Raw genomic sequence first — 26,703 nt, forward strand, 5'->3', positions numbered from 1 at the left:
ATACACCTAGTTGCCGGAGCAAACCGCGTAAGCAGCCTCACGACTGATAACCACGCGGAACAGCGGGTCGAGATCCGGAATCTCGACCTGCTGTTCCGCTAAAGCCCCATCGGAAAGCTGAGGCACCTGCATAGAAAGCGCAGAGTCTACTCCGAGCAGGTAGCGCACGAATGCCTTCACGGCGCGATTAACGCTGACGCCGGCCGTCCAGGTGGCGTATTCCTGGACTCAATGCGGCAGAGGCGGCATCACGGCTCCACGCGTGCTTGATACCGCAAGAACCTTCTAAGGATCAAGAATTTTTGGGGCTGGCGTCGTTTACAACGGCGCGGGTCAGAGAACATCCTGGATGTTTTGCACGTTCAGTCGTGGGTTGGCGTCAGAAGTGCAACCGGAAAGAAAAAATCTCGGGCGACATAAGTCACCCGAGATCATTTATCTTGTGGAGGTAAGGGGATTCGAACCCCTGACCTTCTGCATGCCATGCAGACGCGCTACCAACTGCGCCATACCCCCAAAAGGATGCGGTTTCTTCGGTTTTTTCGACCTCTGAACCGAGATAAAACTCTACCGGAGGTGTTTAGAAAACACCAAATCGGCGTTCGGAGACGCTGGTCACAGGGTGCTATTCACTTTGTCGGTTGCGGGTGGAAGAATCTTCCACGTGGATCGATCGGTCCCGAGAACATAGTCGAAAGGCGCACTCCCATGAGCATTGGACTGACCCCGTACCTGCGTTTCGCCGGCGATGCCCGCGCGGCCATGGAGTTCTACAACTCCGTATTTGGCGGAGAACTGTCGATGATGACCTTCAAAGAAGGAATGAATGACGATCGCCCGGCAACCACCGACCAAATCATGCATTCATCGCTGTTCGTGAGTCGCGGCGTGCACCTGATGGCCTCGGACACCCCGCCCGAAATGAATCTCATGCCCAATGGCACCGTGTCCTTCAGCAGCGACGGCACGGACGATTCGGACTCGGTGCCGCTGCAGAAGTGGTGGGATGGACTATCTGCAGGCGCGCGCATCGATGTTCCGTTGGCAACAGCTCCTTGGGGAGACTCTTTCGGTCAGCTCACCGATAAGTTCGGCGTCACCTGGATGTTCAATATCTCTGCGGTGCGCTCGTAGCTATTTCAGCTCGGCCTGTTCGCGGGAAGCGACCGCTTCGCTGCCCACGAGCAGGCCGATCTTCTTTGCCCGGATTTGGGTTGCCCAAGCCAGCAGGAAGCCGAGTACCGCGAGCCCCGCTCCGACGATGGACGGCGCACGGTAGCCGAAGCCCGCGGAAATCACCGCAGCACCCAGGGCGGCCCCCAACGCGTTGGCCACGTTGAGCGCGGAATGGTTCAAGGAGGCGGCCAGCGACTGGGCATGGGGTGCCGAATCCATCAGCAAGGTTTGCAAGCTCGGGATCAATAGCGAGCCCACCGCGCCCAGCACGAAGACCATGACGAGCGTGGGGATAATCCAGCTGGTCACGGCGGCGAAAATCAGCATGGCCGCCACCATGATCAGGTTGGTCAGCTTGATGGAACCGAAAATCGACCAGTCGGCCAAGCGTCCGCCGGCCAGCGAACCGACGACCATGCCCAAGCCATAGAGCGCCAGAGCCCAGGGAACAAGATTGATGTCGAGCCCTGCTTCTTCGGTCAAGGTCGGTGAAATGTACGAGTACACGGCGAAGAAGCCGCCAAACCCCACGATGCCCGTCCCCATGGCCATCCAGACCTGGATATTCTTCAGCGCCGAGAGTTCGCGGCGCATGCTCGCTCCGGGTTCAGCCTTGTGCCACGGAACGAACAAGCTGATCATCAGCATCGTGATCAGGCCAACCACAGCGACAACAACGAACATCGCTCGCCATCCAGTCAGCTGCCCCAAACGGGTGACCAGCGGAACACCGGCGACGTTGGCCACCGAGAGCCCGAGCATCACCCATGCGATGGCGCGCCCGCGCATGCTTCCGGGCACCAGCGAACCAGCCAGGACTCCGGCCAAGCCGAAGTAGGCGCCATGCGGCAGGCCGGCGAGGAATCGGGTAGCCAGCATTGTTCCGTAATCCGGGGCAAAGGCCGATGACAAGTTTGCGACAGTGAAGAACAGCATCAGCAGCAAGACCGCGCGCTTGCGCGGAATCTTGGCGGCAAGTGCGGTCAGCACCGGGGCGCCAACCACGACGCCGATGGCATAGGCGCTGATCATCAGGCCCATCTGGGAATTGCTCACCGAAAGGTCGGCGGCGCCCTCCTGGAGCAGCCCCATCAGGGTGAATTCGGTGACACCGATGCCGAATCCGCCCATGGACAGGGCGAGAATCGCCAACAGCAGCCGGCCGCCGGACAAGTATTTGCTGGGCGCAGAAGTAGTCACGTTTGGATCCTCGGGAGTTTGGAGATGGCACGGCTTCATCGACGCCTGACTTCCATCGTAGTTGCAGGCACGGCTGAGGAAAATTACGATTCCCACAGTTTTCTGTGGCACTGTGGAAGTCCAATGTCCAAAGCATCACCTCGCCGGTTGTCGGCATCACGAATCCTGGCACGAATCACGGTCATCCTCTTGTGCCTTGGCCTTGCCGTGCTCATGGCTTTCCACCAGCAGATTCCCGACGTCGCGGGACTGGGGCTCATACTTGACAATTTAACCCCTTGGCTCGGCCTGGGCATACCACTGCTGCTGCTCTTGACCATCGTCCTCGGCGGCCGCGCAACCTACGTTGCGCTGCTGGTGCCAACTGTTGTCTGGGGTGTTCTTTTCGGGTCTGCGGCCTTGCCCTCCGCGCCCGTCGATAGCCAGGATCCCTTGGTAGTCGCTTCGCAGAACGTCCACCAGGATGCGGTGACCTCGGCCCGCTCCCTGGCCGAATCGGGAGCCGAAGTCATCACGCTCCAGGAACTGGGCGAGGGCCAGATTGATCTGGTGACGGACGCCCTGAAGCGGAGCCATCCGTACTACTACTCAGTGAGCACCGTGGGCCTATGGAGCAGCTACCCGCTGTCCAACCCCGAACCGCTGGACTTGGGTCTGGGCTGGGACCGCGCACTGCGCGCCGACGTCGACACCGAATCCGGGCCGGTCCGCGTGTACGCGGTCCACGCCGCTTCGGCGCGCCCGACGGGCCATGATGAGCGCGACACCATGCTCGCGTCCCTGGCGGACTACGTGGCCAAGGATCCTTCGTCCAAGGTCATTGCCGCCGGCGACTTCAACGCCACCTCGACGGACCGCCACTTCGCCCCGGTCGCTGACCAGCTGGACGATGTGCACTATAGCGCCTGGGGTCTGGCGATGACCTGGCCGCGCACGCCATTCGCCATGCTCGGCATCGACCACGTCATGGTCCGCGGCGTCACCGGCACCTCTCTCGACCGCATTCCTGCCGGCGATTCCGACCACTACGCCCTGCGGGCGTCCGTGGACCTGGCCGGCGGCTAGGACAGGCCGGTCTGGCGCAGGGTGATATTGATGCGTCCGCCGCCCAGCTCGCATTCTTGCGGTGCCGTCCCCGGATGGATCTTCGTTACCGCGTGATAGGCGAAGCGCGCCGGCCCGTCGAAGACGAACAGGTCTCCCGAGGCGAGGCGCACCTCCTGCCAAGGCTTGTTGCGATGCTCCGTGTTACCCAGTCGAAAGGTCGCGGAATCGCCCAGGGACAGCGAGACCACCGGCGCATTGATCCGTTCTTCGGCATCCTGGTGCATACCCATCGTGGCATTGACGTTGTAGTAGTTCACGATGGCCGCGTCCGGTAGATAAGACTGCGCCTTGGCCTGGTCCCCCGTCGCGTCGTTGACCGCACGGCGCCCGAGCTCCACCAGCCAAGGTTCCATGGGCGCCACCGGCTCCCCATTGATGTCGTCGGCCGTGCGCGAATAGCTGTGGGGGCTCCAATGCCAGCCCAGACACAGGCTCTGCACGCTCATCGGGTGCCCGTTGACCAATGTCTGATGCGGCGGAACCGGCCCGTTTCCCCATTCGAAGAACCGGTTGATGATCCAGGACTGCATTTCAGGCGAAAGCCAGCCGGGCACATGCCAGGCGCCGGGACGCAGTAGCCTCGGCTCGCGCGGCAGCGCGCTGTCATCGAAGAGAAAGTCCATGGGTTCCCTGCCTCTAGTCTGCGAATTATCCGTCCCGCGGCGGCTGTCGTGCCGCCACCGACTGTAGCATCCGGCCCCGGCAAGCCGGACGAACACGGTTTATATGTGCTCTGGACAACCTTCTCCCACGCCAAGGCGGAGTTAAGAGGACTTTCGAAGCATCCGTACGTAGGATCATTGGCATGGCATCAATACAGGTTGCAGGCGAGGCATTGGTCGACATCGTCAATGGGCTCGCATATCCAGGCGGATCCCCACTGAACGTGGCCGTGGGACTGGGACGTCTGGGGCATGAAGTGACACTCCAGACCGGAATCGGCGGCGATGAGCACGGCCGCGCCATCATCGAGCACCTAAATGCGTCGGATGTCCTGCTCGGCCCTGATTCGGTCACGGAATCGGCCACCAGCACCGCCACCGTGTCCCTGGATTCCACCGGCCAGGCCACCTACGACTTCCAGCTCGATTGGAACTTAGAATCTGTGGTCCCCACCGATGCGCAGATCCTCCACACCGGTTCCATCGCCGCCTTTGCCGAGCCGGGCTGCTCGCGGATCCATGAAGTCTTCGCGGCCTCTCCGGCGCATCAGCTGCGCAGCTATGACCCCAATCTCCGTCCCGCCTTGGTGGACAAGCGCCGTGCCGTGATTTCCCGCATCGAGAAGCTGTGCGCCTTGAGCCATGTGGTCAAGCTCAGCGACGAAGATGCCCTGTGGCTCTACCCAGGTTGGGATACCGCACGGGTGCTCGGGCACCTGCTGGCGCGCGGCGCCAAGCTCGCGGTCATGACCTTCGGGGTGCGCGGCTGCGAAGCACGCACCGACCAGCTTGAAGTCTCCATGCCGTCTTTGCAGGTCAGCGTCTCAGACACCGTGGGCGCCGGAGACGCCTTCATGTCCGGGCTGCTCCATGCAATCGGCAACGGCCCGCTACTGCAGGCGCTGGTGTCCAACGAGAATCTGGACGAAGACGCATTGGAGTCAGCGCTGCGCACCGCTTCGCTGTCCGCGGCGCTGACGGTCCAGAAAATCGGAGCCAATCCCCCGACTCTCGTCGAGCTCGAGAGCTGCCTGTCGTCGGTCGAGTTCTAACGACCGGTTGATGCTCCACACGCCCAGCGGATATGGCCGCGGACCACATCCGCGAAGGCATCCGCGTCAATGCGGTCAACCCGGGTACCGTCGACACCCCCCCGGGTGGGCCGGCTGCTGGATTCGGCGGCCAAATCCCAGGCCGAACGCCAGGCGCTCAACGCCCGGCAGCCGCACGGACGACTGGTCTCCGCGAAGAAAGCCGCCGCCTCGGTGGCCTACCTGTGCAGCCCGCTGTCCTCCTCGACCAATGGCGTTGCCCTGGCGGTTGACGGCGGAATGCAGGCATTGCGCCTTCGCCCGGTGGGTTGAGCCCGGCATAGGTTGCTAGAGTTCGGATGCAGGCATTTCGCATCATTCGACCATGGAGGCAGTAGTGGGCAGCAAGGTCCCGGCAGCGGACAACACCTTGAGGATCCTGGGTTTGCTGGCGTCCCGCAAGGCCCCGACGCCCGCGGCGATGATCGCCAGGTTGTTGGACTTGCCGCGTTCCAGCGTCTACCAGCTGCTGACGGTCATGCACGAACACGGCTTCATCGCGCACTATCCGGAGGACAAGTCCTACGGACTGGGGGTTGCGGCTTTCGAGCTCTCCAGCGCCTACACACGGCAAGAGCCGCTGGCCCGGCTGGGCGCGCCACTGGTGGCCCAGCTGGTGGACAAGGTCGGCGAAAGTGCCCATCTGGCGGTGCTGCACGGCTCGGACGTGCTGTATATCGTGGAGGAACGAGCCAAGGGCCGGCCCTCGCTGGTGACCGATGTCGGCGTGCGCTTGCCCTCGCACCTGGTCGCCTCCGGACGCGCCATCCTAGCCGCCCTGCCCAAGTCCCAGGTGCGGGCGTTGTATCCGACCCCTGCGAGTTTCTCAGGCCGCGAGACGCAGAGCACGATTTCAAGCTATGCACAGCTGAGGCGCGAATTGGACCAGAGCGCGCAACGCGGTTACGCGATTGAACGCGGGGACCTCACCGCCGATTTCAATTCGCTCGCGGTGGAGATCCGCGACGCGAGCGGATGGCCGGTGGCTGCCGTCGCGGTGACGTTCCTGGGCGACCGGATACCGGAAGACCAGTGGGAAAAACTGCTAGAGCCCATCCGCGCCACCGCGGCCCAGCTGACTGCCCGGCTGCATGGGCACCGCAAGCAGTAGCGGTCCGGTCCATGCTCCCCCGTAGACAGCAGCGGGCCGGCCGAATACCACACGATTCGACCGGCCCGCTGGCCTGGTTTCCCGGCATATTCCTCCGGGTCGCTGCGCGCTAGGGGCGGCGCGTTTCAGCACTCAGGAACCACGCCTGCTGCTCCAGCTCTGCGATGTACTGGTGCAGGATGTCTGCGGTGGTCGGGTCATCCTCATCCACCGGGTCATGGACTTCGCGCATGACATCCACGGTGGCTTGGACAGCCTTGACCATGATGTCCACGCCGTCAGTGGTCAGCACCTCGGTGTTGACCGGCTGCTCGATGCGCGTGTACTTGGCAATGGTGGACGCGAGGCCGTCGGGAGTGGCGTGCAAGGCGCGCATACGTTCGGCGATTTCGTCCGAACCTCGGCGGGCAATGGCCACCACTTCATCGATGTTCAGGTGCAGGTCGCGGAAATTCGGTCCCACGACGTTCCAGTGGATCTGCTTGCCGACCAACTGCAGGTCCAGCATGTTCACCAGAACAAGCTGCAGCGAATCACGCAGCACCTCCGTTGCCACAAATCCATGTTCCGCATTCTCCAGCGAAGTCTTGCTTGCAGGCGTACTCTTCTTGCTCGACATACATGATCTCCTTTGCAGACTCAAGGGTCAATCCTGCCGGGTTTCCCCAGCTTACATTCCGCACGCTACCCTCATTGCCTTCAGCACTGAAGCCCGGCCTGGAAGCACACGGGAGACATTCAGGATTCATGAAGAAAGGGTGACGGAAAACTCCGCCACCCTTCATTCAGTTGTATGGGGCGTCCGGGTCGGACGCGCCGCGCTTCGTGCTCCGCGTCTAGGAGCCGGCATCGGTTCCGCCGTGAAGATGGTCCAGCTTGCTGGGTCCGGCGGCCAGCCGGAAGATTCCCCAGAGCATGGTCAGCATTGCCCAGATCGCTCCGAGCCAAAGGGGTGCAACATCCGCGGAAGATCCGTGGGGCACCACATAGATAAACGAGAGGAATAGTGCTGCCACCAGCGCTCCGCCGACGACCAGCCCGATTCCCAAGTGCTTCTTGTGCGGCATGGCTTCTCCTTCGTTGGTGCTGCCCGCCGTACGTGGGCAGATTCAGTGAGCGGTGATTGGGTACCTGTCCAAATGTCCTCCCCTGCATTGCTGCGTTCGGTCACGGGCTTCCCCATGGTGCAAACAGCATAGTCCCTTGCCTCCGAATTGTCCCGGATGCACCGTAAACCCCGGGGCCTCACCTAGGAAACAGGAGCCATTGATCCTATCGGTTCCCGTAGGCAAGACCGCTGCCCCAAGCCACGGGCTGGAAGCTTCCGTGCAGTGGAACAGGACATGAGCCAGCGAATCGGCCAAGATGGAAGAAACGACCATTCAACCGAACAAGGAACAGCATGCCAGCGCCACGTACCAAACGCACCGTTTCGACCCTCGCCGCGCTCATGCTGGCGATCCCGCTGGCCGGCTGTGTGAGCATCCAGCCGCAGGAGGAAAGCCCCGCGCCGACCGCCTCGGCCGTTCCCACCGCGACAGCCTCCATCCAGGGCACCGCGACCCCGCTGCCCAAGGATCCCACCAGCACCGAAGGCAGCCTGGGCACCGTGCCCAAGGAAACCGCCGGCGACAGCTTCCAAGCGGGATTCGACAAGATCCTGGAACACGCGCAGAAGAAGAAATGCTCGCAGGATACCGATATTTCCGAGGACGGCCAGATTCTGCTGCTCGTCGGAGACTGCAAGGATGTTGCGATCACCGGCACTGGCAATATGATCGTGGCCAACAACGCCCGTTCCGTTGCCATCAGCGGGGCGGGGAACATTGTTGCGATCAAGAGCCTGCGCCAGGTGGAGGTCAGCGGCGTCGGCAACGTGGTGGCATGGCGCAGCGGCGACACCCACGTCACCGACAGCGGCCAGAGCAACTCGCTGGGCCGCAACGCGCTGGACGGCGTGGAGCTGGCCTTCTAGACGGCTTGTCCGGCATTTCAGACAGTACGGGTGGATTCGCGGCCTTGCGCCGCTGAAACTGGCGAACAATGGGAAACAAGAACACTCCTCCCACCGATTGGATTCCCATGACCGTGAACCTTTCGACCACTGTCACCCTGCAGCGCTTCGGCGCCACCGCCGCCGATGTCATCGCCGTGGCCCGCCACGACGCCCGCATCGAGATCTCCCCCGAGGTCCTCGACGAGCTGGCCAACGTCCGCGCCCACATTGATGCCCTGGCTTCTTCGGATACCCCCGTCTACGGAATTTCCACCGGCTTCGGCGCCCTGGCCACCCGCCATATCGCGCCCGAGGACCGCGCCAAGCTGCAGCGTTCGCTGATCCGCTCGCACGCCGCCGGAATGGGCGCTCCGGTGGAGCGCGAGGTCGTGCGCGCACTGATGTTCCTGCGCGCCAAGACCCTGGCTTCGGGACGCACCGGCGTGCGCCCGGTCGTGCTGCAGACCATGATCGACCTGCTCAACGCCGGCATCACCCCTCTCGTGCGCGAATACGGCTCGCTGGGCTGCTCGGGCGACCTCGCTCCGCTGTCCCACTGCGCCCTGGTGCTCATGGGCGAGGGCGAGGCCACCGATGCCCAGGGCAACCTGCGCCCGGTCCCCGAGTTGCTCGCCGAAGCCGGCATCCCCCCGGTCCAGCTGGCTGAGAAGGAAGGCCTGGCGCTGGTCAACGGCACCGATGGCATGCTCGGTCAGCTGCTCATGGCGCTGGCGGACCTGGCCGAGCTGGCGGACATCGCCGATGCCACCGCGGCCATGAGCGTCGAGGCCCAGATGGGCACCGACCAGGTCTTCCGCCCCGAGCTGCACGAGCCGCTGCGCCCGCATCCGGGACAGGCCCGCAGCGCTGCAAACATGTTCGCTTTCCTCTCCGACTCCCCCGTGGTCGCCTCGCACAAGGAAGGCGACGGGCGGGTGCAGGATGCCTACTCGCTGCGCTGCTCCCCTCAGGTCACCGGCGCGGTGCGCGACACGATCGCGCATGCCCGCATGGTCGCAACCCGAGAACTGGCCGCGGCCATCGACAACCCGGTGGTGCTGCCCAGCGGCGAGGTGACCTCCAACGGCAACTTCCACGGCGCCCCGGTGGCCTACGTGCTGGACTTCCTGGCCATCGCAGTCGCTGACTTGGGCTCGATTGCCGAGCGCCGCACCGACCGGATGCTGGATCCAGCCCGCTCGCGGGAGCTGCCGGCGTTCCTGGCCGATGACCCGGGAGTGGATTCGGGCATGATGATCGCCCAGTACACGCAGGCCGGGTTGGTTGCCGAGAACAAGCGGCTGGCCGTGCCGGCCAGCGTAGACTCGATTCCTTCCTCGGCCATGCAGGAAGACCACGTGTCCCTGGGGTGGCACGCGGCACGCAAGCTGCGCACCGCGGTCGCGAACCTGCGCCGCATCCTGGCCGTGGAGATGCTCATCGCCGGCCGCGCGCTGGATCTGCGCGCGCCGCTGCAGCCTGGCCCGGCCACCGGTGCCGTCTTGGAACTGCTGCGCACCAAGGTCGCCGGCCCCGGCGAAGACCGCTTCCTGTCGGCTGAATTGGAGGCCGCGTGCGAGCTGCTGGAATCCGGTGCCGTGCACGAGGCGCTGCAGCCTTATCTTTCGCGAGGATAGCCGAAGCTGTTGGTTTCCCGACATTTCCGCCCGAACGGCCCGGATCGAGCGTAAACTTGATTGTCGGGAAACGGCATCCAAACCACGAAAGAAACATCGTATGCAACGGACCATGTTCAAATCCAAGATCCACCGGGCCACGGTCACCCAGGCGGACCTGCACTATGTCGGGTCGGTCACGGTTGATTCCGAGCTGCTTGCGGCCTCGGACATCCTCCCGGGCGAACTGGTCAGCATCGTGGACATCACCAACGGCGCTCGGCTGGAAACCTACACCATTGCCGGCGAGCCGGGCAGCGGCGTCATCGGCATCAACGGCGCGGCGGCGCATCTAGTCCACCCGGGCGATCTGGTCATCTTGATCAGCTACGCGCAGATGGAAGACGCAGAAGCCCGCAGCTACGTACCTAGCGTGGTGCACGTCGACGCGGACAACAAGATCATCCACCTGGGCGACGACCCGGCGGTGGCCTTGGGCGATGACGTCCAGACTCCGCCGTTCGCGCTGGTCACCGGGCGCTGACCCCCGGGGATCGCTTCAGGCACCAAGCAGGCCGCCGGCATCAGCCGGCGGCCTGCTGCGCATTCAGGGAGCCTACGAACCGTCGCAGTCGAATTCGGGGCAACCCTGCCAGCGCTTGGAGAAGTAGCCGATGATGTCCAGGGCGCTGACCATCGGATACCTCCTGGCATGCCGGCCGTACACGCGGTCGATGGCATCATCGACGGCCATCCTGAAGAAGCTGCACACCTCGTCGTAGCGCCAGACTTCCATGGCCAGCTCGAAGAGCTCCGCGTAGCTCAGCTCGCGGCGGCGCTCCAAGCCCAGCTGGCGCGAGATGCTCCAGATGATTTCCCGGTTCAGCTCGTGCCCCTCGCCGCACTCGCACCAGCTCATGCCGGTGGCCGGCATGGCCCACACCCACGAGGAATCTCCGGGCGGGCCGCCGCCCACATCGTTGAATCCGGTCTCATTGCCTGCTGCGCTCATGAGGCTCCCAGCTCCCTTCGGCTCTGCTCAGATCCAGGCCCGGTGGATTCCGCAGCCTGCCGGGCTTTCCGCCAGCCCGTCCGCGCCGAATCCCTTCCCCAGCACTCCGCGAAGCAATTCGAACATATCTAGACTGTACTCTATTTATTAGTACATATGTTCTATTCTTTGGAACTTCCTGCCGCAGGCAACGATCTTAATTCCGAAGCCTGCGGTGCGGATCCCGCCGCGGCCAACAGTCGCTGAGTAGAATCAAACGCTAGGTGGCCGATCTCAAAATGCTCGGGTGCGAGAGAAGGAGAAGCAATGTCCAATAACGTCCATCCGGATGACTCCCCCGAGGCTCCGCATCGCCAATGGAACGAAATCCTCCAAGAAACCCGCGTCATGCAGACCGGGGTCCAGATTCTGGCCGCGTTCCTGGTGATCCTGCCGTTCCAGGCGCGATTCACCATGCTCACCGATGTGGAGGAAATCCTCTACGTCATACTGCTCGTGTTCTCAGCCTTGCTGATCGTGCTGATGCTGGTGCCGGTGCTGGTCCACCGCTACCTCTTCGGCCAGCGCCTGAAAGCGACGACCGTGCTGCTGGGCCACCGCGTGGTCAAGGTCGTGGGTATCAGTGCCGGACTGCTCGTGGCGGGCAGCGTCTGGTTCGTTATCCAGGTGCTGGTCGGATGGCCGGTCTCGGTGTATGTCGGGGGCGGCCTGATGCTCGCAACATTGTTCCTGCTGGTACTGCTGCCACGGCTGCTCACTCCCCGCGGCAGCATGCCGGAATCCTACGACGAGGGCTGAGACCGAGTCTTCATGCTGGCCGCCATGCGGTCCACATGGCGCAGCATGAGCTTCATGGGCAGGTGCCGAATGGCCTTGGGGAGGACGCGGGAGGCCGCCCAGGCGGCTCGCACCATCATCCGGTTGCGCAGCTCGACCTTGCGGGTCAGCTCGTATCCGAACTGCTCGCGCACCGGGGGCGGCAGCTGCGCGATGGTCACGTCGCGCATCAGCGGCAGCGCCACCCTGATCCACCACGGTGCGCGGGAACCGGCAAACAGCTCATCGGCCAGCGTGCGGATCTGCTCCGTCACCTGGAGGTCCGCCGTGATCCCGGCGAAATAGTCGTTGAACCGGGCTTCGCTGCGCGGCCAGAAGTCGGTGGGCATCTGCAGCGCATCACCCAGCCGGGCGTACTGCAGGTACAACTCCGCGCTCGCGTTCTTATCCCACGCGGGAAGGACCTGCGCGCCGATCACCCGAGCCGAGTCGAACAGCGTGGCGGCAACCCACAGCTGCAGCCGCGGATCCAGCGCCGAGTAGGCGGGCGCGCCGGTGGTTTTGTCCCGCGTCCCGTGCACGGGACGGTGCGCCTCATCCACATAGTCGATGATGGTGCGCTGCTGCTCGGCGGTACCGTTGCTCAGCGCGTAGATGTAGCCCAGGGTGTGCAGCAGCCGGGAGAGCGGGTTGGAGGCGAAGTCCGAATGCTCCGCGATGGCCCGGCCGATCTGCGGATGCGCCAGCTGCAGCAGGATCGCCCGGCCGGCGCCCAGCAGCAGCGCGGATTCGGGGGCGGCCTTGGCCAGCTGGTCGCGAGGAAGCGGCTGCGGCTCGGGTTGGGGATTCACCCTTCGAGCCTACGGGGCTCACCTGTCAGCGTCCTGATAACACCCTCCGCTTCACGTCGGTGCCAAGCCTAGAGGTTCTCCAGGCTGCGCGGGTATGAGGACTGCGCGCCATGGGCTTGCACCGTCAGCGCGGCGAACTTGCCAGCGAATTCGGCCGCTTTCACCAGGTCGTCGCCTTGGGAAATCCTGGCGGCGAGCGCACCGGTGAAGGCATCTCCGGCTCCGGTGGTGTCGACCGCATCCGCCTTGACTGCGGCAAGCTGCTCAATCCCTTGTCCCTGCGCAACCAGGCACCCCTGGGCGCCGAGGGTCACCACCACGGAGGAGACCCCGTGGTCGATCAGTTTCCGGGCAATCACCGGTTCGCTCTCGGTGCTTACTTCGCTGGTGCCGTCAAGCAGTGCCAGCACCAGCGCCGCCTCGTGCTCGTTGACTACCAGCGGGTCCGCGGCCAGCAGGTACTCGCGCGGCAGCTCGATGACCGGTGCAAGGTTCAGCACCACGCGGTCGCTGGCGGCATCCATGGCCGCGGTGATGCCGCTGGCAGGGATTTCACCCTGGAGCACGAGGATTCCGCGCAGCTCGCCGAGGGAGGATACGGCATCGCCGGTGACCTGGGCATTGGCCCCTGGCACCACAGCGATGGAGTTCTCCGCGGCAGCGTCGACCTGGATGATGGCCACCCCGGTCGGGTGGGTCGTGCGGGCCACGCGGTCCAGCAGCACACCGGCCTCTGCCAGTTGGCTCAGCGCCACCTCGGCATGGGCATCACGGCCGACGGCACCGATGAATTCCGTGGTCGCGCCGGCCAGCCGGGCGGCGAGCGCCTGGTTGGCTCCCTTGCCGCCGGGGGTGAGCTGGTAGGAATCCGCCAGTACCGTTTCCCCCGGCCCGGGCAGTCGAGCCATCAGCGCGGTGATGTCCACATTGCTTGAACCGACGATCGTGACCTGTGGATGTTGCATGGTTGCCTTGCTCTTTCAGCCGTTCCCGGGGGCCGTCGTGGGCCCCGCCACCAGAAAAATTCGCCGCCAGGATGCAGCATGTGACACTCAAGCCTATGACCGGTCCGCGGCGGTGTCGAACCGGACCGCGCGAATGGCTGCCCTAGGATCTTGGCCGTGACGGCCGAGCGTTGACTATCATGGGAAGCGTGTCGGTAAATCAGCTTTCGGACAGCGCGCAGAACTATCTCAAAATCATCTACGGCCTGGCCGAGTGGTCCCAGGAGCCGGTGACCGCCAGCGTCATCGCCGGCAAGGCGGGCATGAAGCTCTCGACGGTCTCCGGGGCCCTGTCCAAGCTGCGCCAGCAGGGGCTGCTGGACCACGCCCCCTACGGCGCGGTGAACCTCACCGATCTGGGGCGCGACTACGCGGTGACCATGGTGCGCAGGCACCGCCTGATCGAGACCTTCCTGGTGCAGATGCTCGGCTACCGCTGGGACCAGGTCCACGACGAGGCAGAACAGCTGGAGCACGCGGTCTCCGACTTCATGATCGCGCGGATCGACGAGCTGCTCGGCCATCCATCCCGCGACCCCCACGGGGATCCCATCCCCACCGCGGAAGGGCAGATCAGCATCCCGAAGGCGGTCTCGCTCACGGAAATCACCGATGGTTCGCAGGTGCAGGTCGAGCGGATCTCGGATGACGATTCCCAGCTGCTGCAGTACTTCTCCGACCACGGGATCACCGTTGGCGCACGGCTGTCCATCCAGCCGGGAGACGCCTTCTCCGACACCGTCGAGGTGGCCTCCCCCAAGACCGGGGCCCCGCTGCGCCTGGGCCAGCGGGCCACCAGCGCCGTCTGGGTCTCGGTGATCGGTCGAGCTTAGCGGAGCGGCGGCCGGGGAACCGCAGATGGTTCCCCGGCCGCCGCGCTCCGGCTGGCGAAGTCTAGGCCTTGACCTCCAGCTGGGCGATGAACTGCGGAAGCTGGGCCACGCCGTCCAGGATCACATCGTGCTCGTGGACCTCGAGGTCCTCGCGCCCCAGCTCGCCGGTCAGCACGCCCACGGCGATGACGCCGGCGTTCTTGGCTGCCTGCAGGTCGTTGACGGTGTCGCCGGCGGCGATTACCTTGCGCACGTCGCGGATTCCAGTCAGTTCCATCACGCGGTGGATCATGTACGGTGCCGGACGGCCGGCGGCCACTTCGTCCGCGGTGACCACTGCGTCCAGCAGTTCGCCCTCGCCTGCGTCCCAGCCCAGCTGCGGCAGGATCACCGATGCGACGTCGCGGGAGAACCCGGTAGTCAAGGCGATCTTGACGCCCTGGGCGGAGAGCTTCCGGAAGGCTTCGACAACACCCGGCAGCGCGACCGGCGGATTCTGCTCGTAGTAGGAGAACAGCAGCTCGCGGAAACGCTCGAAGGTGGCGTCGACCAGCTGCTTCTCGGGCACGCCGCCGCCCAGGGTGATCAACGCGGTGATGGCTTCGCGCTTCTCGGCGCCCATCCAGGTCTGCAGGTTCTGCGCAGTGACCTCCGCCCCGGTTTCGCGCACGCTGTTCTCCAGCGCACGGTAGACATCGGCGTGCTCATCGATGGTGGTTCCGGCCATGTCGCAAACGATCAGTTCAATCACGGTGTTTCTCCTTGGGTTGGGTTAGAAGCTCTGGAAAGCCATGCTTGGCGCGCGGGTGAATGCCGCGCGTTCCTCGCTGGTGTTTTCTATGGTGAAATTTGCAAGGTGGGGCAGGTAGCGGTCATCGGAATATTCCTTGACCTCGCCTGACCCGGATGAGGTGATGCGCCGTTCGCGCAGCAGCGGCGTACCGGCAGGCACTTCCAACAGCCTGCTGTCCTCGCCGTCCGCGGCCACCGCATCGATGATGTGCTTGCCGCGGCTCAGGTCCACACCCTGCCCGCGCAGGTAGTTGAAGATCGACCCGGAATCCGTGTCGAAGTCGAAAAGCAGCCGTCCGGCGTCGGGGGCGAAGCTGGTGCGTTCGATCATTGCCGGGGTGCCGTCCAGCAGGCGCAGGCGCAGCACCTGGACGATCATCGTGCCCGGGGCGAGCCCCAGCTGCCCGGCCGCTTCGTCCCCGGCGGGGCGGCGCGCCAGTTCCAGCGTGCGCTGGCCGGGAACGCGTCCCACCGAATGCGCCCATTCGGTGAAGGACATGAAGGTGCTGAAGGACTGCGAGCGCACCGCATGGGCAACGACCGGGGGCTTGCCCTGGCCGCCTGCGATCAAGCCTTCGGAACGCAGCGTAGCCAGGGCGTGGCGCACGGTGCCCCGTGAAGCGTTCGCCAGGGCGCACAGCTCCGTCTCGCTGGGAATCGGGTCCCCTTCCAGCCATTGCCCGCAGGCGATCCGCTCACGCAGATCCGCGGCCAGCACCTGGTGCTTGGGTTGGTTCTTTTTCTGGATCACCACTTGATCATACAAGTGGATCCGGCGTGAAATCAGTGGTTTTTCCGGCTTCGGGGTGAAGCTTAGGTTAACGTAAATTAACCAAGTTGAACACTCGGGAAACTTGTCTGAACAAGTGCCAATCTGGCTTGAAATCGCCCGGCCAGGCCACGGATGATCAATTCCGTGATGAACGAAAACACTTCCCTCCCCACCGCTTCCCAGCCGATCCAGACCGACGTCCTGGTGGTCGGCGCAGGCATCATCGGCCTGGCCCACGCAGCCCGCGCACTGGACGCCGGCTACACCGTCACCGTCATCGACCGCGACCACCGCTCCGTCGGCGCTTCGGTGCGCAACTTCGGGCACGCCTGCATCACCGCGCAGTCCGGCGACCTCTACGACATCGCGCAGGCGGGCCGTCCGCTGTGGCTCGACTACTCCCGGCGCGCAGGCTTCTGGGCCGCCGAGGCCGGGGCCGTCGTGGTGGCCGCGACCTACACCGAGCTGCAGGTGCTCAGCGAGCTGGCCGCGGTGCGCGAGTCCGGGCAGATCACCCTGCTCTCCGCCGACGAGGTCGCCGGCGTGCTCGGCCGAGACACCACCGAGGGAATCGCCGGCGGCGCCCGGCTGCGCGACGACCTGCGCGTCGACCCGCGCACCACCGTGGCGAAGCTGGCCGCCTGGCTGGATGCTCAGGAGCGCGGATCGGTGCTGTGGAACACCGCGGCACTGGGCTTCGGCGCCGGCTCCGCCCGCCGCGCCCGCATCGAGACCAGCCGCGGCCCCATCGAGGCGGACCAGGTGTTCGTCTGCGTCGGCCATGACGTCGACTACCTCTTCCCGCAGCTGGCCGAAGACCACAAGGTCCGCCGCTGCGCCCTGCAAATGGCACGTTCGACCCCGGACCAGCCGCTGGACCTCGGCCCGTCGGTGCTGACCGCCACCTCGATGCTGCGCTACGAGGCGTTCACCGAGGTCCCCTCCGCCGCCAAGCTGCGCGCGGAAGTCCGCGAGAACCAGCCCCACCTGCTGGAGGTGGAAGCCAACGTCATGTTCACCCAGCGGCCGGACGGCTCGCTGCTGCTGGGCGACTCGCACACCTACGACCTGACCCAACCCCCGTTCCTGAAGGAGACCACTTCGACCTCACTGCTGCAGAGCATCGAGAAGATCCTGAACACCCCACTGGAAATCGAAGAGCGCTGGCAGGGCGTCTACGCCTCCAGCGAAGTCGGCCCGCTGCTGATCGCGGACGTCGTCCCCGGCGTCACCGTGGTCTCGGTGACCGCAGGCGTGGGCATGACCCTGTCCTTCGGCCTGGCGGACCGCAATGTCACCGACCGTCTCACCGCCCGACAGCCGCTGGCTGCCGCGGCCCGCTAAGCACCACCCCACTCGCAACAGACTTTTCTTATACAGGAGCATCCCCATGAAGCTTTCCCGCGCACTTCCCCTGGCAGTTGTCGCCGTCGGCCTGCTGGCCACCACCGCCTGCGGCGCCTCCGAGGCCAACGGCAGCACCAATACCGAGGCCTCCGGCGCCCCGGCCTACTGCGCCGACGGCCCGATCAAGTTCGGCATCGAGCCGTTCGAGGATCCGGCCAAGCTGGAACCGGCCTACGGCGTGCTGGCCGACGCCATGGAACGCGAACTCGGCTGCGAGGTCGAGGTCCAGGTTGTGGAGGACTACTCCGCAGAAGTCCTGGCCATGCGCAACGGCAAGGTGGACCTGGGCCAGTTCGGCCCGGTCGGCTACGTGTTCGCCAGCGAGCAGGCAGGCGCCGAGCCGATGGTCTCCTTCGGCACCGCCGACGGCAAGCTGAGCACCTACACCGCGGGCATCTGGGTCCCGAAGGACTCCGACATTAAGACCGTGGACGACCTGCGCGGCAAGGACCTGGCCCTGGGCGGGGTCGGTTCCACCTCCGGCGACGTGCTACCGCGCTACGCGCTGAAGACCGCGGGCATTCCGGAAGACGAGCTGAACATCAACTACGCCGGCGGCCACCCCGAGGCGCTGCTGGCCCTGGTCAACGGGACCATGGATGCGGCCCAGATCAACACCCAGACGCTGGCCACCGCCAAGGCCGAGGGCACTTTCAACCCGGAGGACTTCCGCCAGGTCTGGACCTCCGAGCCGATCCCGAACGACCCGATCACCGTGCGCCCGGACGCCGATCCGGAACTGAAGAAGGCAGTCAAGGACGCCCTGCTGAACCTACCGAAGGAAGACATCGAGCAGGTCGGCGAGTTCCTGGACGTGGACCCGGCCGGACCGCTGCTGGAAGTCACCAGGGAAACCTACAAGCCGTTGTTCGACCTGGCCTCCGAAATGGGCCTGACCGAGAAGGACATCTAAATGGAACAGGCAGCACTGAAGGTCAGCTCGCTGGCCAAGTCCTACAACGGGCGCCGCGTCCTGGACGACGTGGACTTCGAGGTCAAGCGCGGCGAGCTGGTTGCCTTCCTCGGCGCCAACGGCTCGGGCAAGTCAACCACGCTCAAATGCGTGGCAGGGCTGGCCGAACCGGATGCCGGGCGCATAGAGCTGGAGGGCGCCCAGCTCTCCGAGTTCAGCGGACGCCAGCTGCAGCTGGCCCGCAGCAAGGCCGCCATGGTCTTCCAGAAGATCCATCTGGTCCCGCGCCGCACCGCGCTGGACAACGTCTGCGCCGGAGCGCTGGCGCGCGTCAACTCGCTGGCCTCGGTCTCCCCGCTGTTCTTCTCCCGCGAACTGCGTGAGGAAGCCATGGGCTGCCTGGAACGCGTAGGCATGGCAGACCGTGCGCTGGACCGCGTGGGACGCCTCTCCGGCGGACAGCAGCAGCGCGTTGCAGTGGCCCGGGCCCTGTGCCAGCGCGCCAGCGTGCTGCTGGCCGACGAGCCGGTCTCCGCGCTGGATCCGAACGCCGCCGAGCACGTCATGGAGCTGCTCGCCGAGCTGGCCCACAACGAGAACCTGGCGGTGGCCGCGGTGCTGCACCAGCCGGATTTGGCGCTGCGCCACGCTGACCGCGCGATCGGCCTGATGCACGGGCGCATCACCTTCGACGGCCCGGTCGCCTCCCTGAACCAGAATGTGCTCGACACCCTCTACTCCCCCGAAAGGAACGCGGCATGAGCATCCAGACTCCTCCCCGCCCGCTGGACACCGCCTTGGAGTCCGCTTCCGTCCGCACGCCGGCCCCGGCCAAGCTGCCAGTTCCCGCCGACCCGCACCGCGGGCGCAAGGCCATGCTGTGGGGCACGGCCACCGCCGTGATCGTGGTGCTGCACCTGCTCGCGGTGGCCGGCACCGACTTCGACCCGACGCTGCTGGTCGACGGCTGGCAGGGCATGGCCCGCTTCGTCTCCGACGCCTTCCCGCCGAACCTCGACTGGGAAGAAGTCATCAAGCCCGGCCTGGACGCCACGCTGGTGACCCTGTGGATCGGCCTGCTGGGCACCACGCTGTCCATCCCGAGCGCGCTGCTGCTGGCGGTGCTGGCTTCGCGCACCACCTCCCCGCACCCGGTGGCCTACCAGATCTCCCGCGCCATCCTCTCCTTCTTCCGCGCGGTGCCGGACATCGTGTTCGCGCTGATCTTCGTGACCGCCGTGGGCCTGGGCCCGTTCGCCGGCGTGCTGGCGCTGATCTGCCACAACACCGGCGTGATGGGCAAGCTCTGGGCGGAGTCCATGGAGGAAACCGACCAGGGCCCGCAGGACGCGCTGGCCACCGCGGGCGCCTCGCGCCTGCAGCAGATCACCCACGGCTCGCTGCCGCTGGTCATCCCGCAGTTCGTCGGCCTGCTGCTCTACCGCTTTGACGTCAACGTCCGCTCCTCGCTGGTCCTGGGCCTCGTCGGCGCCGGCGGCATCGGCCTGCTGATCAACCAGGCCATCAAGTCCTTCCAGTTCGACACCATGCTGACCCACATCATCATCGTGCTGATCCTGATCATCGTGGTCGACCAGGCCTCCGGTTTCATCCGCCGCAAGCTGGCCGTCTAACCGTCGGCACCTGCCGGAACAACGCAGCGCCGCCCCCGAACTGGAACGAGTTCGGGGGCGGTGCTGCATTGTGCCGGGCGGGAATAGACACCCGCAGTGCGTTTGCCGAACTAGCCGGCCGTCGACAGCGCCTTGCGCCGGCGCAGGATCGCCAGCCGCGAGGCGACCAGGCCCTGGCGCGGGCTGAAGAGGTAGACCGCAACAAAGATCAGACCCTGCGCCAGCACCACCATGCCGCCGGTGGAGGCGTCCAGGTAGTAGCTCACGTAGACGCCGAGCACCCCGCCGGATGCGGCCAGCACGGGAGCGATCACCAGCATGGTGCCGAAGCGGTCGGTGAGCAGGTACGCGGTGGCACCCGGGATGATGAGCATGGCGACCACCAGGATCACCCCGACTGCCTGCAGCGCCACCACCGAGGTCATGGCCAGCAGGCCCAGCAGCACTGCGCCCATGAGCTTCGGGTTCATGCCCAGAGCGTGCGCATGGGTGGGGTCGAACGCATAGAGGGTGAAGTCCTTGCGCTTGAGGAGCAGGATCATGAAGGTGATGGCACCGATAATCAGCACCTGCCACAGGTCCGCAGCTGAAACGCCCAGCAGGTTGCCGAAGATGATGTGGTTCAGATCCACTTGGCTCGGCGTCACAGAGATCAGCACCAGGCCGAAGGAGAACAGCGTGGTGAACACGATGCCGATGGCGGCGTCCTCCTTGAGCCTGGAGGTATCGCGCACTCCTCCGATCAGGGCGACGGCGATGAAGCCGAACACCAGGGCGCCCAGCGCGAAGGGAGCCCCGACGATGTAGGCCAGCACGACGCCTGGGAGCACCGCATGGGAGACGGCGTCGCCCATCAGCGACCAGCCGATGAGCACCAGCCAGCAGGACAGGATGGCGCACAGCACCGCGGCGATGATCGTGACGGCCAACGCGCGGAGCATGAAGGTGTAGGTCAGCGGTTCGACCAGCAGTTCAATCAGGTTCACTGTCCGCCTCGTTTCATCGGGTCCAGACCGAAGGCCATGGCCAGGTTTTCGGGTTGCAGCACGCGGGTGGGGTCCCCGTGCATGAGCACCCTGCGCATCAGCAGGATGGCTTCGTCGGCCAGCTGGGGCAGCGCGTGCAGGTCATGGGTGGAGACCAGCACCGTTCCGCCGTCGTCCGCGACGTCCCGCAGCAGCTTGGTGATGGTCGCCTCGCTGCGCTTGTCCACGCCGGCGAACGGCTCGTCAAGCAGCATGATGCTGGCTTCCTGGGCGATGCCGCGGGCCACGAACGCGCGTTTCTTCTGCCCGCCGGAGAGCTGGCCGATCTGCCGCCCGGCGTAGGCTGTCAGCTCGACGCGATCCAGCGCTTCGTCGACCGCCCGCTGGTCGGCCTTGCGCGGACGGCGGGTGAAGCCCATGTGCCCGTAGCGGCCGGTCATCACCACCTCCCGCACGGAGATGGGAAAGTCCCAGTCCACCGCCTCGTTCTGCGGGACGTAGCCGATCATGCCCTTCTTCCGTGCCTGCTGCGGATCCTGTCCATTGATCTGGACGCTGCCGGTATCCGGCTTGATCTGGCCCATGATCGTCTTGAAAAGCGTGGACTTGCCGGAGCCGTTCATGCCCACCAGCCCGCAGACCATACCCCGTCCCAGCTGCACGGTGGCGTGGTCGAGCGCCTGGACCGGGCCGTAGTGGACGGTGGCGTTCTGGACGTCGATGGCCCATGGATGCTCCGCTTGGCTGCTCATGGCAACTCTCCCTTCAATGCGCGGGCGATGGTGCGGGTGTCGTGGGTGATCAAGTCGAGGTAGGTCGGCACGGGCCCGTCGGCGGCCGACAGCGAGTCGACGTAGAGCGTCCCGCCGTAGACGGCGTCGGTGGACTCCACCACCCGCTGCATGGCGGCGTCCGACACCGTGGATTCGCAGAACACCGCTGGCACCTGCCGTTCGCGCACGGCGTCGATGGCCGCGGCCACCTTGCGCGGAGTGGCCTGCGATTCCGCATTGACCGCCCACAGGTACTTCTCCGTCAGCCCGACATCGCGGGCCAGATAGCTGAAGGCGCCTTCGCAGGTCACCAGGGTCCGGTGGGATTCGGGGATCTGCGCGAGCGAGGCGGCCAGCTCGTCATGCACAGCCTGGAGCTTGCTCTGGTACTGCGCGGCGTTGGCGCGGTAGTCAGAGGCGTGTTCCGGGTCCAGCTCGCTGAACGCCTCGGCAATGCGCCCGGCGTATTTCTGCACGTTCAGCGGACTCATCCAGGCGTGCGGGTTCGGTTTCCCCGAGCCTTCCTCGTCCGCGATGTCGATGACCTCGACGCCGTCACTGACCGTGACGTGCGGGGCGGGGTTGTCGGCCACGAATTGCGCGAACCACGCTTCGAGGTTCAGCCCGTTGTCAAGGATCAGGTCAGCGCGCGAGGCCCGGCGCAGGTCGTCCGGTGTCGGTTCGTAGCCGTGGATCTCGGCGCCCAGCCGGGTCACCGATTCCACCCGCAGGTGCTCCCCTGCCACGTTCTGCGCGATATCTGCCAGCACCGTGAACGTCGTCAAGACCACCGGTCGGTCATCGGGCTCCACTGGCTGCGGTTCGGCGGCGGTGCCGCCGGAGCAGCCCGCGAGAAACAGCAGCATCAGCGGCACAATCCCGAGGCGCCGCAGCAGGCCCTGGCCCCGCCGCCGGCGCGAGTGAGTTTTCACCAACAACCCTCGAATCCTTTTCCCTGCGCTCGCACGGCCTCGTTGCCGCGAAAGAGGGGGCTCACGTTCCACCCCCTCATAGGATAATGTTTGAGGGGTCAAACATTCAATTCGACTGCGCTGACGGGCAACCCTCCACGCGAACCGAGGCCACCCGGGCAAGGGAGCCAGAGAAGAAAAACAGGCCCCGGAACGCGCGGCTGAAGCGGCGTCGTTCCGGGGCCTGTTCACGTTCCATCCCCAGCGTGCGGGCTGCGAGGCCCGCTAACGCAGGGCGCTGAGGTCCAGCGGCTTGTTGTTCGCGGCGTTGCCGTAGACCTCGACATGGACGTGGTCCATGTGGCGGGTGGTGTCGTTCCAGTTGCCGGTGAACTGGTTTCCGTACTTGCCGGAGGTCGAGTAGGCAGTCCATCCGGTGGTTGGAAGCCAGATCTCGTCCTGCCAGATCAGGTAGGAGACGCCCAGCTGGTCGCGGTTGTCGAGCAGGAACTGCGCGATCTTGTCGCCGTTGGCCACACCCGCGGCGGTCTTGTAGTTGCGGATCATCAAATCGGCGGCCTTGCCGCTGCTGTGCCCGATCGAGCCGCTGCGCAACGTATAGATGGCGCTGATGCTGTCTGCGAAGCGGTCCTTGACCGCGTTGATGACCTTCTGGGTGTCGGGCTGCACCGAAACGGTGGCCTTGGTGCTCAGGTAGTCGTCCTTGATCCATCCGCTGCCCAGACTAGTGACCACGTTGGCCCAGCCGTTCGAGGTCTTCAGGTAGGTGACCTTTTCGCCCAGCGCCACGACGCCCTTGGACGCGTACTGGGTGCCCGCACCGGTGCGCAGGTTGACGCTGGCGGTGGTCCAGCGGTAGCTGGCGTCGGGAGTGGCTGGCGGGTCCGATGGCAGCGGCAGGCTCGGCTTGGATGCCGAGAGGTAGGCTCCCGACACCCAGCCGGTTCCGAGCCGGCTCTTCACGCGGATCCAGCCGTTGGCCGAACCCAGGGCGGTGACCTTTTCATTCGTGGACAGCACACCCAATGACTTGGTGTTCACCGAGTTTCCGACGCGCTGGTTCACGTTGGTGGTGGCCCAGTACGGCTTGCTGGCGATCACGGCGTAGGCCGAGTTCGTCAGCGTGGAGGTTGGAACCCATCCGGTGCCCTTGGAGGTCTTGACCTTCGACCACGAGCCGCTGGTTGCGTAGAGGCTGAGCTTCTGGCCGGCAGGTATGGTGCCCAGCGACTTCGCGGAGGACGAGGCCGTGGTGCGCACCGCCGTTGCGTCCATGCTCCAGCGGGTGCCGATGACCTTGTCCACGACCGGGGCCTTGGAGCTCAGGTGTTTTGCCGGAACCCAGCCGGTCCCCTTAGAGGAATTGACGCGGGTCCAGCCGTTGGCGGAGCCGATGGCGGTGACCTTCTGGCCCTTTGCCAGGGAGCCCAGCGAGTTCGAGCTGCCGGTGTTCGACGCGCGCAGCGTGGTGCCGGAGGTGGCCCAGTAGGACTTGCTGGAGATCGGCGTGTAGGCCGTGGTGACGAGCGAGGAGGTGGGAACCCATCCGGCGCCCTTGGCGGTCTTGACCTTCGACCACGAGCCGCTGGTCGAATACAGGCTCATCTTCTGGCCGGCGTAGGCGGTACCCAGGGACTTGGCCTTGGTCGAGGCGGTGGCGCGGACGACGGTCTTGTCGATGGTCCAGCGCGAGCCGATGACCTTTTCGACCACCGGGGCCTCGGCCAGCAGGTTCTTCGACGGCACCCAGCCGGTGCCCTTGGAGGACTTGATCCGGGTCCAGCCGTTGGAGGTGCCGATGGCGGTGACCTTCTGCCCCTTGGCGATGCTGCCCATACTCTTGCTGCCAGAGGAGTTCGCCGACTTCAAGGCGAGATTCGCCCCGGCCCAGTAGGACTTGCTAGCGATCGGCTTGTAGGCGGTGGCCACCAACGCGGAGACCGGCACCCAACCGATTCCCTTGGAGGTCTTGACCTTGGCCCACGAGCCGCTGGTCGAGTACAGACTCAGTTTCTGGCCAGCCGGGATGGTTCCCAGCGACTTCGCCTTGGACGACGGGGTCGCGCGGACAACGGTGGTATCGATGCTCCAGCGCGAACCAATCACCTTCAGCGGTGCGGTGGCGCCCAGGTGCTTGCTCTGGATCCATCCGGTCTTACCCGAGACCGACACCGAGCTCCAGCTGCCGTAGTTGCGCAGCCACTGGACCTTTGCGCCGGCGGCGAGGGTGGCGACCTTGGCGGAGCTCGTCGAGGTGCTCTTGTAGATCGGCTGCTTGGTCTTGGCCCAGCGGTAGGCAACAGCCGGCGCACTGCTCTTGAGCTGGTTCGTGGGGACGAATCCGGTCTTGCTGCCGGACTTGATCTTGGTCCAGGAGCCTGAGGTGCCGAGGCGCTCGACCTTGGTCCGGCGCTGCAGCGCTCCGAGCGACTTCGCCTTGGACGACGGGCTCTGCCGCAGCACCTGGTAGGAGCTCAGGTAGCGGTAGGTCTTGGTCTTCGAGGTGGAAGCTGCTGGAACGTTGGTGAGGAACTTTGCCGAGACCCAGCCGGTTTTGTTGCCGTAGCTGGTTTTCGACCATCCGTTGCTCGTGGCGCTGACCTTAACAGTGGCGTTCTTGGGAATCACCAGCAGCGATTTGGACGAAGCGCTGGCGCTCTGCCGCAGGTTCAGGTTCTGGATTGTTTTCTTGCTGACGGTTTTGACCGCGGCGGCAAGTGCTACTTCCTGGGCGGGAGCGATGCTCGGCGCGGCAGCGGCCGGGATCACGGGGCTCAGGCATAGTGACAGCGCCAAGGCAAGGCCTAGCGCGCGAGTGCGACGGGGCATCTGGGTTCTTTCGGTCAGATCCTCACTGATCGGTGAGGTCGGAAACTGGACGACAGCTGCCCGTCGGTAGTCCTCCAGTTACGGCTGCCACTCCTAGAATGACATACCCAGAGAAAATACAGTATTTGCACACTCGAAATTCACTTAGTTGTTTTGATGTATACAAACGCGGTTTCCGAACCGGGCTCGATTTCCGTTCGCCCTGCATCCTGGATCACCGGTCCCGCGGCCTGTGCGCGGAGCCGCTCGAAGTCTTCATCGGACAGGTGCTGGATCCCGACCGGCGCATGGGCGGACAACCAGCGTTCGATGCGCTCGCCTTTTTCCTCGGTCAGCCAGGCGAACAGCGCGTGCGCGCTCTGCGCCGCAGCCTTGCCGGTGGACATCTGCAGTGATTTTCTGATGCCGATATTGACCTCCGCGACCAGCACCTCGTTGCTCTTGGGCAGTTGCGTGCCGGACACCTGTAGTTTGGCGATGAGTTTCGGCAGGTCGTTCGCCGGCAGCGGCGGCAGGCCCACGGCTTGGGCCTTGCCGACCTGGCTCACCATCGCTTCGGGGAACACCTCCAGCACCTTGGAGAACATCTTGGGATTGGCGCGCCGCACCGATTTGGCAAATGCCTGCTCCGACCAGGTCTGCCATTCAGGTTCATGCGGCGAGCGGAGGTAGGCGATGACAGCTGCGCGGGCAACTGCTGAGAGGCCCTCGTCCTCGGTGGACGGATCTTCCTTGTCGATCCGCAGGATGATCGCTTGGACCAGTTCATCCGGATCGCGTTCGCGCAACTCACTCATGGAATCATTCTATTCAAAGCGCGCGGGGCCTCTCACCGTCACCGGTTGCAGGGTCCCCGACCCTAGCTGCTCAGGAACGTGACCGTAATGCGCGCCTGCTGCGCGGCGTAGACCGCATTCAGGACGTTGGCTTCAACGAAAATGGAGCCTCCGATGCCCAACGTGGAGGTTGCGCCGCCAACGGTGAAATCAACTTCGCCGCTGATCACCTGGACGATGATCGGTGTGCGCGCCATGTGGTCCGGAAGCTCCACCCCTGCATCGAAGGCGATTTCGGTGATCTGGGCCTTCTCCCCCGCGAAAATGCGCTTGGCGGCGTACTTGCCGGGCTTGATCGGATTCCGTTCGGCATAGTCCTGGATTGTCCGGGCGATCAGCACCGAATCGCTCGCATCCGACGTATTCTGGCTCATGGCTAGTTCCTTCCGTAAT

General features: G+C 65.0%; 29 protein-coding genes, 1 tRNA gene and 1 pseudogene. 14 read left to right on the forward strand and 17 right to left on the reverse strand.

Annotated elements, in window-relative coordinates; all coding sequences use genetic code 11:
• Nucleotides 1–6: 6 nt before the first annotated feature.
• On the reverse strand, nucleotides 7–180 hold the full coding sequence (locus DFO58_RS18515) for a hypothetical protein (protein WP_183043176.1): 174 nt from the start codon (nucleotides 178–180) through the stop codon (nucleotides 7–9).
• Nucleotides 181–443: 263 nt separating this feature from the next.
• Nucleotides 444–516: transfer RNA gene (locus DFO58_RS11305), tRNA-Ala, on the reverse strand.
• Between the two features lie 192 nt (nucleotides 517–708).
• Here DFO58_RS11305 and DFO58_RS11310 point away from each other — a divergent pair.
• Nucleotides 709–1,134: a VOC family protein gene (locus tag DFO58_RS11310; protein ID WP_120990899.1), complete on the forward strand. Its 426-nt coding sequence runs from the start codon at nucleotides 709–711 to the stop codon at nucleotides 1,132–1,134.
• Here DFO58_RS11310 and DFO58_RS11315 read toward each other — a convergent pair whose 3' ends face one another.
• Complete coding sequence (locus tag DFO58_RS11315) at nucleotides 1,135–2,415, reverse strand: MFS transporter (protein ID WP_047120035.1); 1,281 nt, start codon at nucleotides 2,413–2,415, stop codon at nucleotides 1,135–1,137.
• 84 nt (nucleotides 2,416–2,499) lie between these two features.
• Here DFO58_RS11315 and DFO58_RS11320 point away from each other — a divergent pair, with 84 nt between their 5' ends.
• Nucleotides 2,500–3,441, forward strand: a complete 942-nt coding sequence (locus tag DFO58_RS11320) for an endonuclease/exonuclease/phosphatase family protein (protein ID WP_147407272.1) — start codon at nucleotides 2,500–2,502, stop codon at nucleotides 3,439–3,441.
• Here the strand turns inward: DFO58_RS11320 and DFO58_RS11325 are convergent.
• Nucleotides 3,438–4,106, reverse strand: coding sequence for an alpha-ketoglutarate-dependent dioxygenase AlkB (locus DFO58_RS11325; protein ID WP_047120036.1), 669 nt, complete (start codon nucleotides 4,104–4,106; stop codon nucleotides 3,438–3,440). The genes DFO58_RS11320 and DFO58_RS11325 overlap by 4 nt on opposite strands.
• A 182-nt stretch (nucleotides 4,107–4,288) precedes the next feature.
• Between DFO58_RS11325 and DFO58_RS11330 the strand changes: the two genes are divergently transcribed.
• The 3 genes and pseudogenes from DFO58_RS11330 to DFO58_RS11340 all read left to right on the forward strand — a co-directional run bounded on the left by DFO58_RS11330 (nucleotide 4,289) and on the right by DFO58_RS11340 (nucleotide 6,347).
• On the forward strand, nucleotides 4,289–5,197 hold the full coding sequence (locus DFO58_RS11330) for a carbohydrate kinase (RefSeq protein ID WP_120990901.1): 909 nt from the start codon (nucleotides 4,289–4,291) through the stop codon (nucleotides 5,195–5,197).
• Between the two features lie 32 nt (nucleotides 5,198–5,229).
• Nucleotides 5,230–5,509 (forward strand): annotated as a pseudogene (locus tag DFO58_RS11335) (SDR family oxidoreductase); the annotation flags it as partial.
• Nucleotides 5,510–5,561: 52 nt separating this feature from the next.
• A complete protein-coding gene (locus DFO58_RS11340) occupies nucleotides 5,562–6,347 on the forward strand; it encodes an IclR family transcriptional regulator (RefSeq protein WP_047120046.1) in 786 nt (261 codons plus the stop codon).
• A 109-nt stretch (nucleotides 6,348–6,456) separates the two neighbouring features.
• Here DFO58_RS11340 and DFO58_RS11345 read toward each other — a convergent pair whose 3' ends face one another.
• Both DFO58_RS11345 and DFO58_RS11350 read right to left on the reverse strand, forming a co-directional pair.
• A complete protein-coding gene (locus DFO58_RS11345; RefSeq protein ID WP_047120047.1) occupies nucleotides 6,457–6,966 on the reverse strand; it encodes a DNA starvation/stationary phase protection protein in 510 nt (169 codons plus the stop codon).
• Between the two features lie 217 nt (nucleotides 6,967–7,183).
• The gene (locus tag DFO58_RS11350; RefSeq protein ID WP_047120048.1) at nucleotides 7,184–7,414 is read right to left on the reverse strand and encodes a hypothetical protein; all 231 of its coding nucleotides are present in this window, start codon (nucleotides 7,412–7,414) and stop codon (nucleotides 7,184–7,186) included.
• Between the two features lie 335 nt (nucleotides 7,415–7,749).
• On the opposite strand from DFO58_RS11350, the gene DFO58_RS11355 reads away from it, so the two are divergent.
• The 3 genes from DFO58_RS11355 (at nucleotide 7,750) to panD (ending at nucleotide 10,503) form a co-directional block, all read left to right on the forward strand.
• On the forward strand, nucleotides 7,750–8,322 hold the full coding sequence (locus tag DFO58_RS11355; RefSeq protein WP_047120049.1) for a DUF3060 domain-containing protein: 573 nt from the start codon (nucleotides 7,750–7,752) through the stop codon (nucleotides 8,320–8,322).
• 107 nt (nucleotides 8,323–8,429) lie between these two features.
• Nucleotides 8,430–9,980, forward strand: a complete 1,551-nt coding sequence (gene hutH / locus DFO58_RS11360; RefSeq protein ID WP_120990903.1) for a histidine ammonia-lyase — start codon at nucleotides 8,430–8,432, stop codon at nucleotides 9,978–9,980.
• 100 nt (nucleotides 9,981–10,080) lie between these two features.
• Nucleotides 10,081–10,503 carry an aspartate 1-decarboxylase gene (gene panD, locus DFO58_RS11365; RefSeq protein ID WP_120990905.1) on the forward strand — a complete coding sequence of 141 codons (423 nt, stop codon included), beginning with the start codon at nucleotides 10,081–10,083 and terminating at the stop codon, nucleotides 10,501–10,503.
• Nucleotides 10,504–10,575: 72 nt separating this feature from the next.
• Here the strand turns inward: panD and DFO58_RS11370 are convergent, their stop codons facing one another.
• Complete coding sequence (locus DFO58_RS11370; protein WP_120990907.1) at nucleotides 10,576–10,971, reverse strand: hypothetical protein; 396 nt, start codon at nucleotides 10,969–10,971, stop codon at nucleotides 10,576–10,578.
• Between the two features lie 306 nt (nucleotides 10,972–11,277).
• On the opposite strand from DFO58_RS11370, the gene DFO58_RS11375 reads away from it, so the two are divergent.
• Nucleotides 11,278–11,769 carry a DUF6328 family protein gene (locus DFO58_RS11375; RefSeq protein WP_047120053.1) on the forward strand — a complete coding sequence of 164 codons (492 nt, stop codon included), beginning with the start codon at nucleotides 11,278–11,280 and terminating at the stop codon, nucleotides 11,767–11,769.
• Here DFO58_RS11375 and DFO58_RS11380 read toward each other — a convergent pair.
• Together DFO58_RS11380 and DFO58_RS11385 are read right to left on the reverse strand one after the other, a co-directional pair.
• Nucleotides 11,754–12,599: an oxygenase MpaB family protein gene (locus DFO58_RS11380; protein WP_120990909.1), complete on the reverse strand. Its 846-nt coding sequence runs from the start codon at nucleotides 12,597–12,599 to the stop codon at nucleotides 11,754–11,756. The genes DFO58_RS11375 and DFO58_RS11380 overlap by 16 nt on opposite strands.
• A 68-nt stretch (nucleotides 12,600–12,667) precedes the next feature.
• Nucleotides 12,668–13,564: a ribokinase gene (locus DFO58_RS11385; RefSeq protein ID WP_047120054.1), complete on the reverse strand. Its 897-nt coding sequence runs from the start codon at nucleotides 13,562–13,564 to the stop codon at nucleotides 12,668–12,670.
• A 188-nt stretch (nucleotides 13,565–13,752) separates the two neighbouring features.
• Between DFO58_RS11385 and DFO58_RS11390 the strand changes: the two genes are divergently transcribed.
• A complete protein-coding gene (locus DFO58_RS11390) occupies nucleotides 13,753–14,436 on the forward strand; it encodes a metal-dependent transcriptional regulator (RefSeq protein ID WP_047120905.1) in 684 nt (227 codons plus the stop codon).
• Between the two features lie 61 nt (nucleotides 14,437–14,497).
• Here DFO58_RS11390 and DFO58_RS11395 read toward each other — a convergent pair whose 3' ends face one another.
• Together DFO58_RS11395 and DFO58_RS11400 are read right to left on the reverse strand one after the other, a co-directional pair.
• Nucleotides 14,498–15,187, reverse strand: coding sequence for a phosphonatase-like hydrolase (locus DFO58_RS11395; RefSeq protein WP_120990911.1), 690 nt, complete (start codon nucleotides 15,185–15,187; stop codon nucleotides 14,498–14,500).
• Between the two features lie 21 nt (nucleotides 15,188–15,208).
• Nucleotides 15,209–15,979, reverse strand: a complete 771-nt coding sequence (locus DFO58_RS11400; protein ID WP_047120906.1) for a GntR family transcriptional regulator — start codon at nucleotides 15,977–15,979, stop codon at nucleotides 15,209–15,211.
• A 168-nt stretch (nucleotides 15,980–16,147) separates the two neighbouring features.
• Here DFO58_RS11400 and DFO58_RS11405 point away from each other — a divergent pair, with 168 nt between their 5' ends.
• From DFO58_RS11405 to phnE, 4 genes are read left to right on the forward strand one after another with little or no spacing between them, the layout of a single operon-like run.
• Nucleotides 16,148–17,344: a TIGR03364 family FAD-dependent oxidoreductase gene (locus DFO58_RS11405; RefSeq protein ID WP_120991394.1), complete on the forward strand. Its 1,197-nt coding sequence runs from the start codon at nucleotides 16,148–16,150 to the stop codon at nucleotides 17,342–17,344.
• Nucleotides 17,345–17,390: 46 nt separating this feature from the next.
• Entirely contained in the window at nucleotides 17,391–18,320 is a 930-nt protein-coding gene (locus DFO58_RS11410; protein ID WP_120990914.1) for a phosphate/phosphite/phosphonate ABC transporter substrate-binding protein, read from the forward strand.
• Entirely contained in the window at nucleotides 18,321–19,082 is a 762-nt protein-coding gene (locus DFO58_RS11415; RefSeq protein ID WP_047120057.1) for a phosphonate ABC transporter ATP-binding protein, read from the forward strand.
• Entirely contained in the window at nucleotides 19,079–19,954 is an 876-nt protein-coding gene (gene phnE, locus DFO58_RS11420) for a phosphonate ABC transporter, permease protein PhnE (protein ID WP_082344831.1), read from the forward strand. The genes DFO58_RS11415 and phnE overlap by 4 nt, the downstream gene beginning before the upstream one ends.
• A gap of 110 nt (nucleotides 19,955–20,064) precedes the next feature.
• Here phnE and DFO58_RS11425 read toward each other — a convergent pair whose 3' ends face one another.
• From DFO58_RS11425 to DFO58_RS11450, 6 genes are all read right to left on the reverse strand, one after another.
• On the reverse strand, nucleotides 20,065–20,940 hold the full coding sequence (locus DFO58_RS11425) for a metal ABC transporter permease (protein ID WP_120990916.1): 876 nt from the start codon (nucleotides 20,938–20,940) through the stop codon (nucleotides 20,065–20,067).
• A complete protein-coding gene (locus DFO58_RS11430; RefSeq protein WP_047120059.1) occupies nucleotides 20,937–21,692 on the reverse strand; it encodes a metal ABC transporter ATP-binding protein in 756 nt (251 codons plus the stop codon). Before DFO58_RS11430 ends, DFO58_RS11425 begins: the two co-directional genes overlap by 4 nt.
• Nucleotides 21,689–22,645, reverse strand: coding sequence for a metal ABC transporter substrate-binding protein (locus DFO58_RS11435; RefSeq protein WP_231735899.1), 957 nt, complete (start codon nucleotides 22,643–22,645; stop codon nucleotides 21,689–21,691). Before DFO58_RS11435 ends, DFO58_RS11430 begins: the two co-directional genes overlap by 4 nt.
• Nucleotides 22,646–22,909: 264 nt before the next feature.
• Nucleotides 22,910–25,474, reverse strand: coding sequence for an SH3 domain-containing protein (locus tag DFO58_RS11440; RefSeq protein WP_120990918.1), 2,565 nt, complete (start codon nucleotides 25,472–25,474; stop codon nucleotides 22,910–22,912).
• 140 nt (nucleotides 25,475–25,614) lie between these two features.
• Nucleotides 25,615–26,271 (reverse strand): aminoacyl-tRNA hydrolase, encoded by a 657-nt coding sequence (locus tag DFO58_RS11445; protein WP_120990920.1) that lies wholly within the window; start codon nucleotides 26,269–26,271, stop codon nucleotides 25,615–25,617.
• 62 nt (nucleotides 26,272–26,333) lie between these two features.
• Nucleotides 26,334–26,684 (reverse strand): cupin domain-containing protein, encoded by a 351-nt coding sequence (locus DFO58_RS11450; RefSeq protein WP_120990922.1) that lies wholly within the window; start codon nucleotides 26,682–26,684, stop codon nucleotides 26,334–26,336.
• Nucleotides 26,685–26,703 lie beyond the last annotated feature (19 nt).

This window comes from Arthrobacter sp. AG1021, assembly GCF_003633665.1.
GTDB lineage: Bacteria > Actinomycetota > Actinomycetes > Actinomycetales > Micrococcaceae > Glutamicibacter > Glutamicibacter soli.

Excerpts from the sequence above, each read along its gene's own strand:
- DFO58_RS11310 (WP_120990899.1), top strand. The coding sequence starts at position 709 with ATGAGCATTGGACTGACCCCGTACCTGCGTTTCGCCGGCGATGCCCGC.
- DFO58_RS11315 (WP_047120035.1), bottom strand. The coding sequence starts at position 2,415 with ATGAAGCCGTGCCATCTCCAAACTCCCGAGGATCCAAACGTGACTACT.
- DFO58_RS11320 (WP_147407272.1), top strand. The coding sequence starts at position 2,500 with ATGTCCAAAGCATCACCTCGCCGGTTGTCGGCATCACGAATCCTGGCA.
- DFO58_RS11325 (WP_047120036.1), bottom strand. The coding sequence starts at position 4,106 with ATGGACTTTCTCTTCGATGACAGCGCGCTGCCGCGCGAGCCGAGGCTA.
- DFO58_RS11330 (WP_120990901.1), top strand. The coding sequence starts at position 4,289 with ATGGCATCAATACAGGTTGCAGGCGAGGCATTGGTCGACATCGTCAAT.
- DFO58_RS11340 (WP_047120046.1), top strand. The coding sequence starts at position 5,562 with ATGGAGGCAGTAGTGGGCAGCAAGGTCCCGGCAGCGGACAACACCTTG.
- DFO58_RS11345 (WP_047120047.1), bottom strand. The coding sequence starts at position 6,966 with ATGTCGAGCAAGAAGAGTACGCCTGCAAGCAAGACTTCGCTGGAGAAT.
- DFO58_RS11350 (WP_047120048.1), bottom strand. The coding sequence starts at position 7,414 with ATGCCGCACAAGAAGCACTTGGGAATCGGGCTGGTCGTCGGCGGAGCG.
- DFO58_RS11355 (WP_047120049.1), top strand. The coding sequence starts at position 7,750 with ATGCCAGCGCCACGTACCAAACGCACCGTTTCGACCCTCGCCGCGCTC.
- hutH (WP_120990903.1), top strand. The coding sequence starts at position 8,430 with ATGACCGTGAACCTTTCGACCACTGTCACCCTGCAGCGCTTCGGCGCC.
- panD (WP_120990905.1), top strand. The coding sequence starts at position 10,081 with ATGCAACGGACCATGTTCAAATCCAAGATCCACCGGGCCACGGTCACC.
- DFO58_RS11370 (WP_120990907.1), bottom strand. The coding sequence starts at position 10,971 with ATGAGCGCAGCAGGCAATGAGACCGGATTCAACGATGTGGGCGGCGGC.
- DFO58_RS11375 (WP_047120053.1), top strand. The coding sequence starts at position 11,278 with ATGTCCAATAACGTCCATCCGGATGACTCCCCCGAGGCTCCGCATCGC.
- DFO58_RS11385 (WP_047120054.1), bottom strand. The coding sequence starts at position 13,564 with ATGCAACATCCACAGGTCACGATCGTCGGTTCAAGCAATGTGGACATC.
- DFO58_RS11405 (WP_120991394.1), top strand. The coding sequence starts at position 16,148 with ATGAACGAAAACACTTCCCTCCCCACCGCTTCCCAGCCGATCCAGACC.
- DFO58_RS11410 (WP_120990914.1), top strand. The coding sequence starts at position 17,391 with ATGAAGCTTTCCCGCGCACTTCCCCTGGCAGTTGTCGCCGTCGGCCTG.
- DFO58_RS11415 (WP_047120057.1), top strand. The coding sequence starts at position 18,321 with ATGGAACAGGCAGCACTGAAGGTCAGCTCGCTGGCCAAGTCCTACAAC.
- phnE (WP_082344831.1), top strand. The coding sequence starts at position 19,079 with ATGAGCATCCAGACTCCTCCCCGCCCGCTGGACACCGCCTTGGAGTCC.
- DFO58_RS11430 (WP_047120059.1), bottom strand. The coding sequence starts at position 21,692 with ATGAGCAGCCAAGCGGAGCATCCATGGGCCATCGACGTCCAGAACGCC.
- DFO58_RS11440 (WP_120990918.1), bottom strand. The coding sequence starts at position 25,474 with ATGCCCCGTCGCACTCGCGCGCTAGGCCTTGCCTTGGCGCTGTCACTA.
- DFO58_RS11445 (WP_120990920.1), bottom strand. The coding sequence starts at position 26,271 with ATGAGTGAGTTGCGCGAACGCGATCCGGATGAACTGGTCCAAGCGATC.
- DFO58_RS11450 (WP_120990922.1), bottom strand. The coding sequence starts at position 26,684 with ATGAGCCAGAATACGTCGGATGCGAGCGATTCGGTGCTGATCGCCCGG.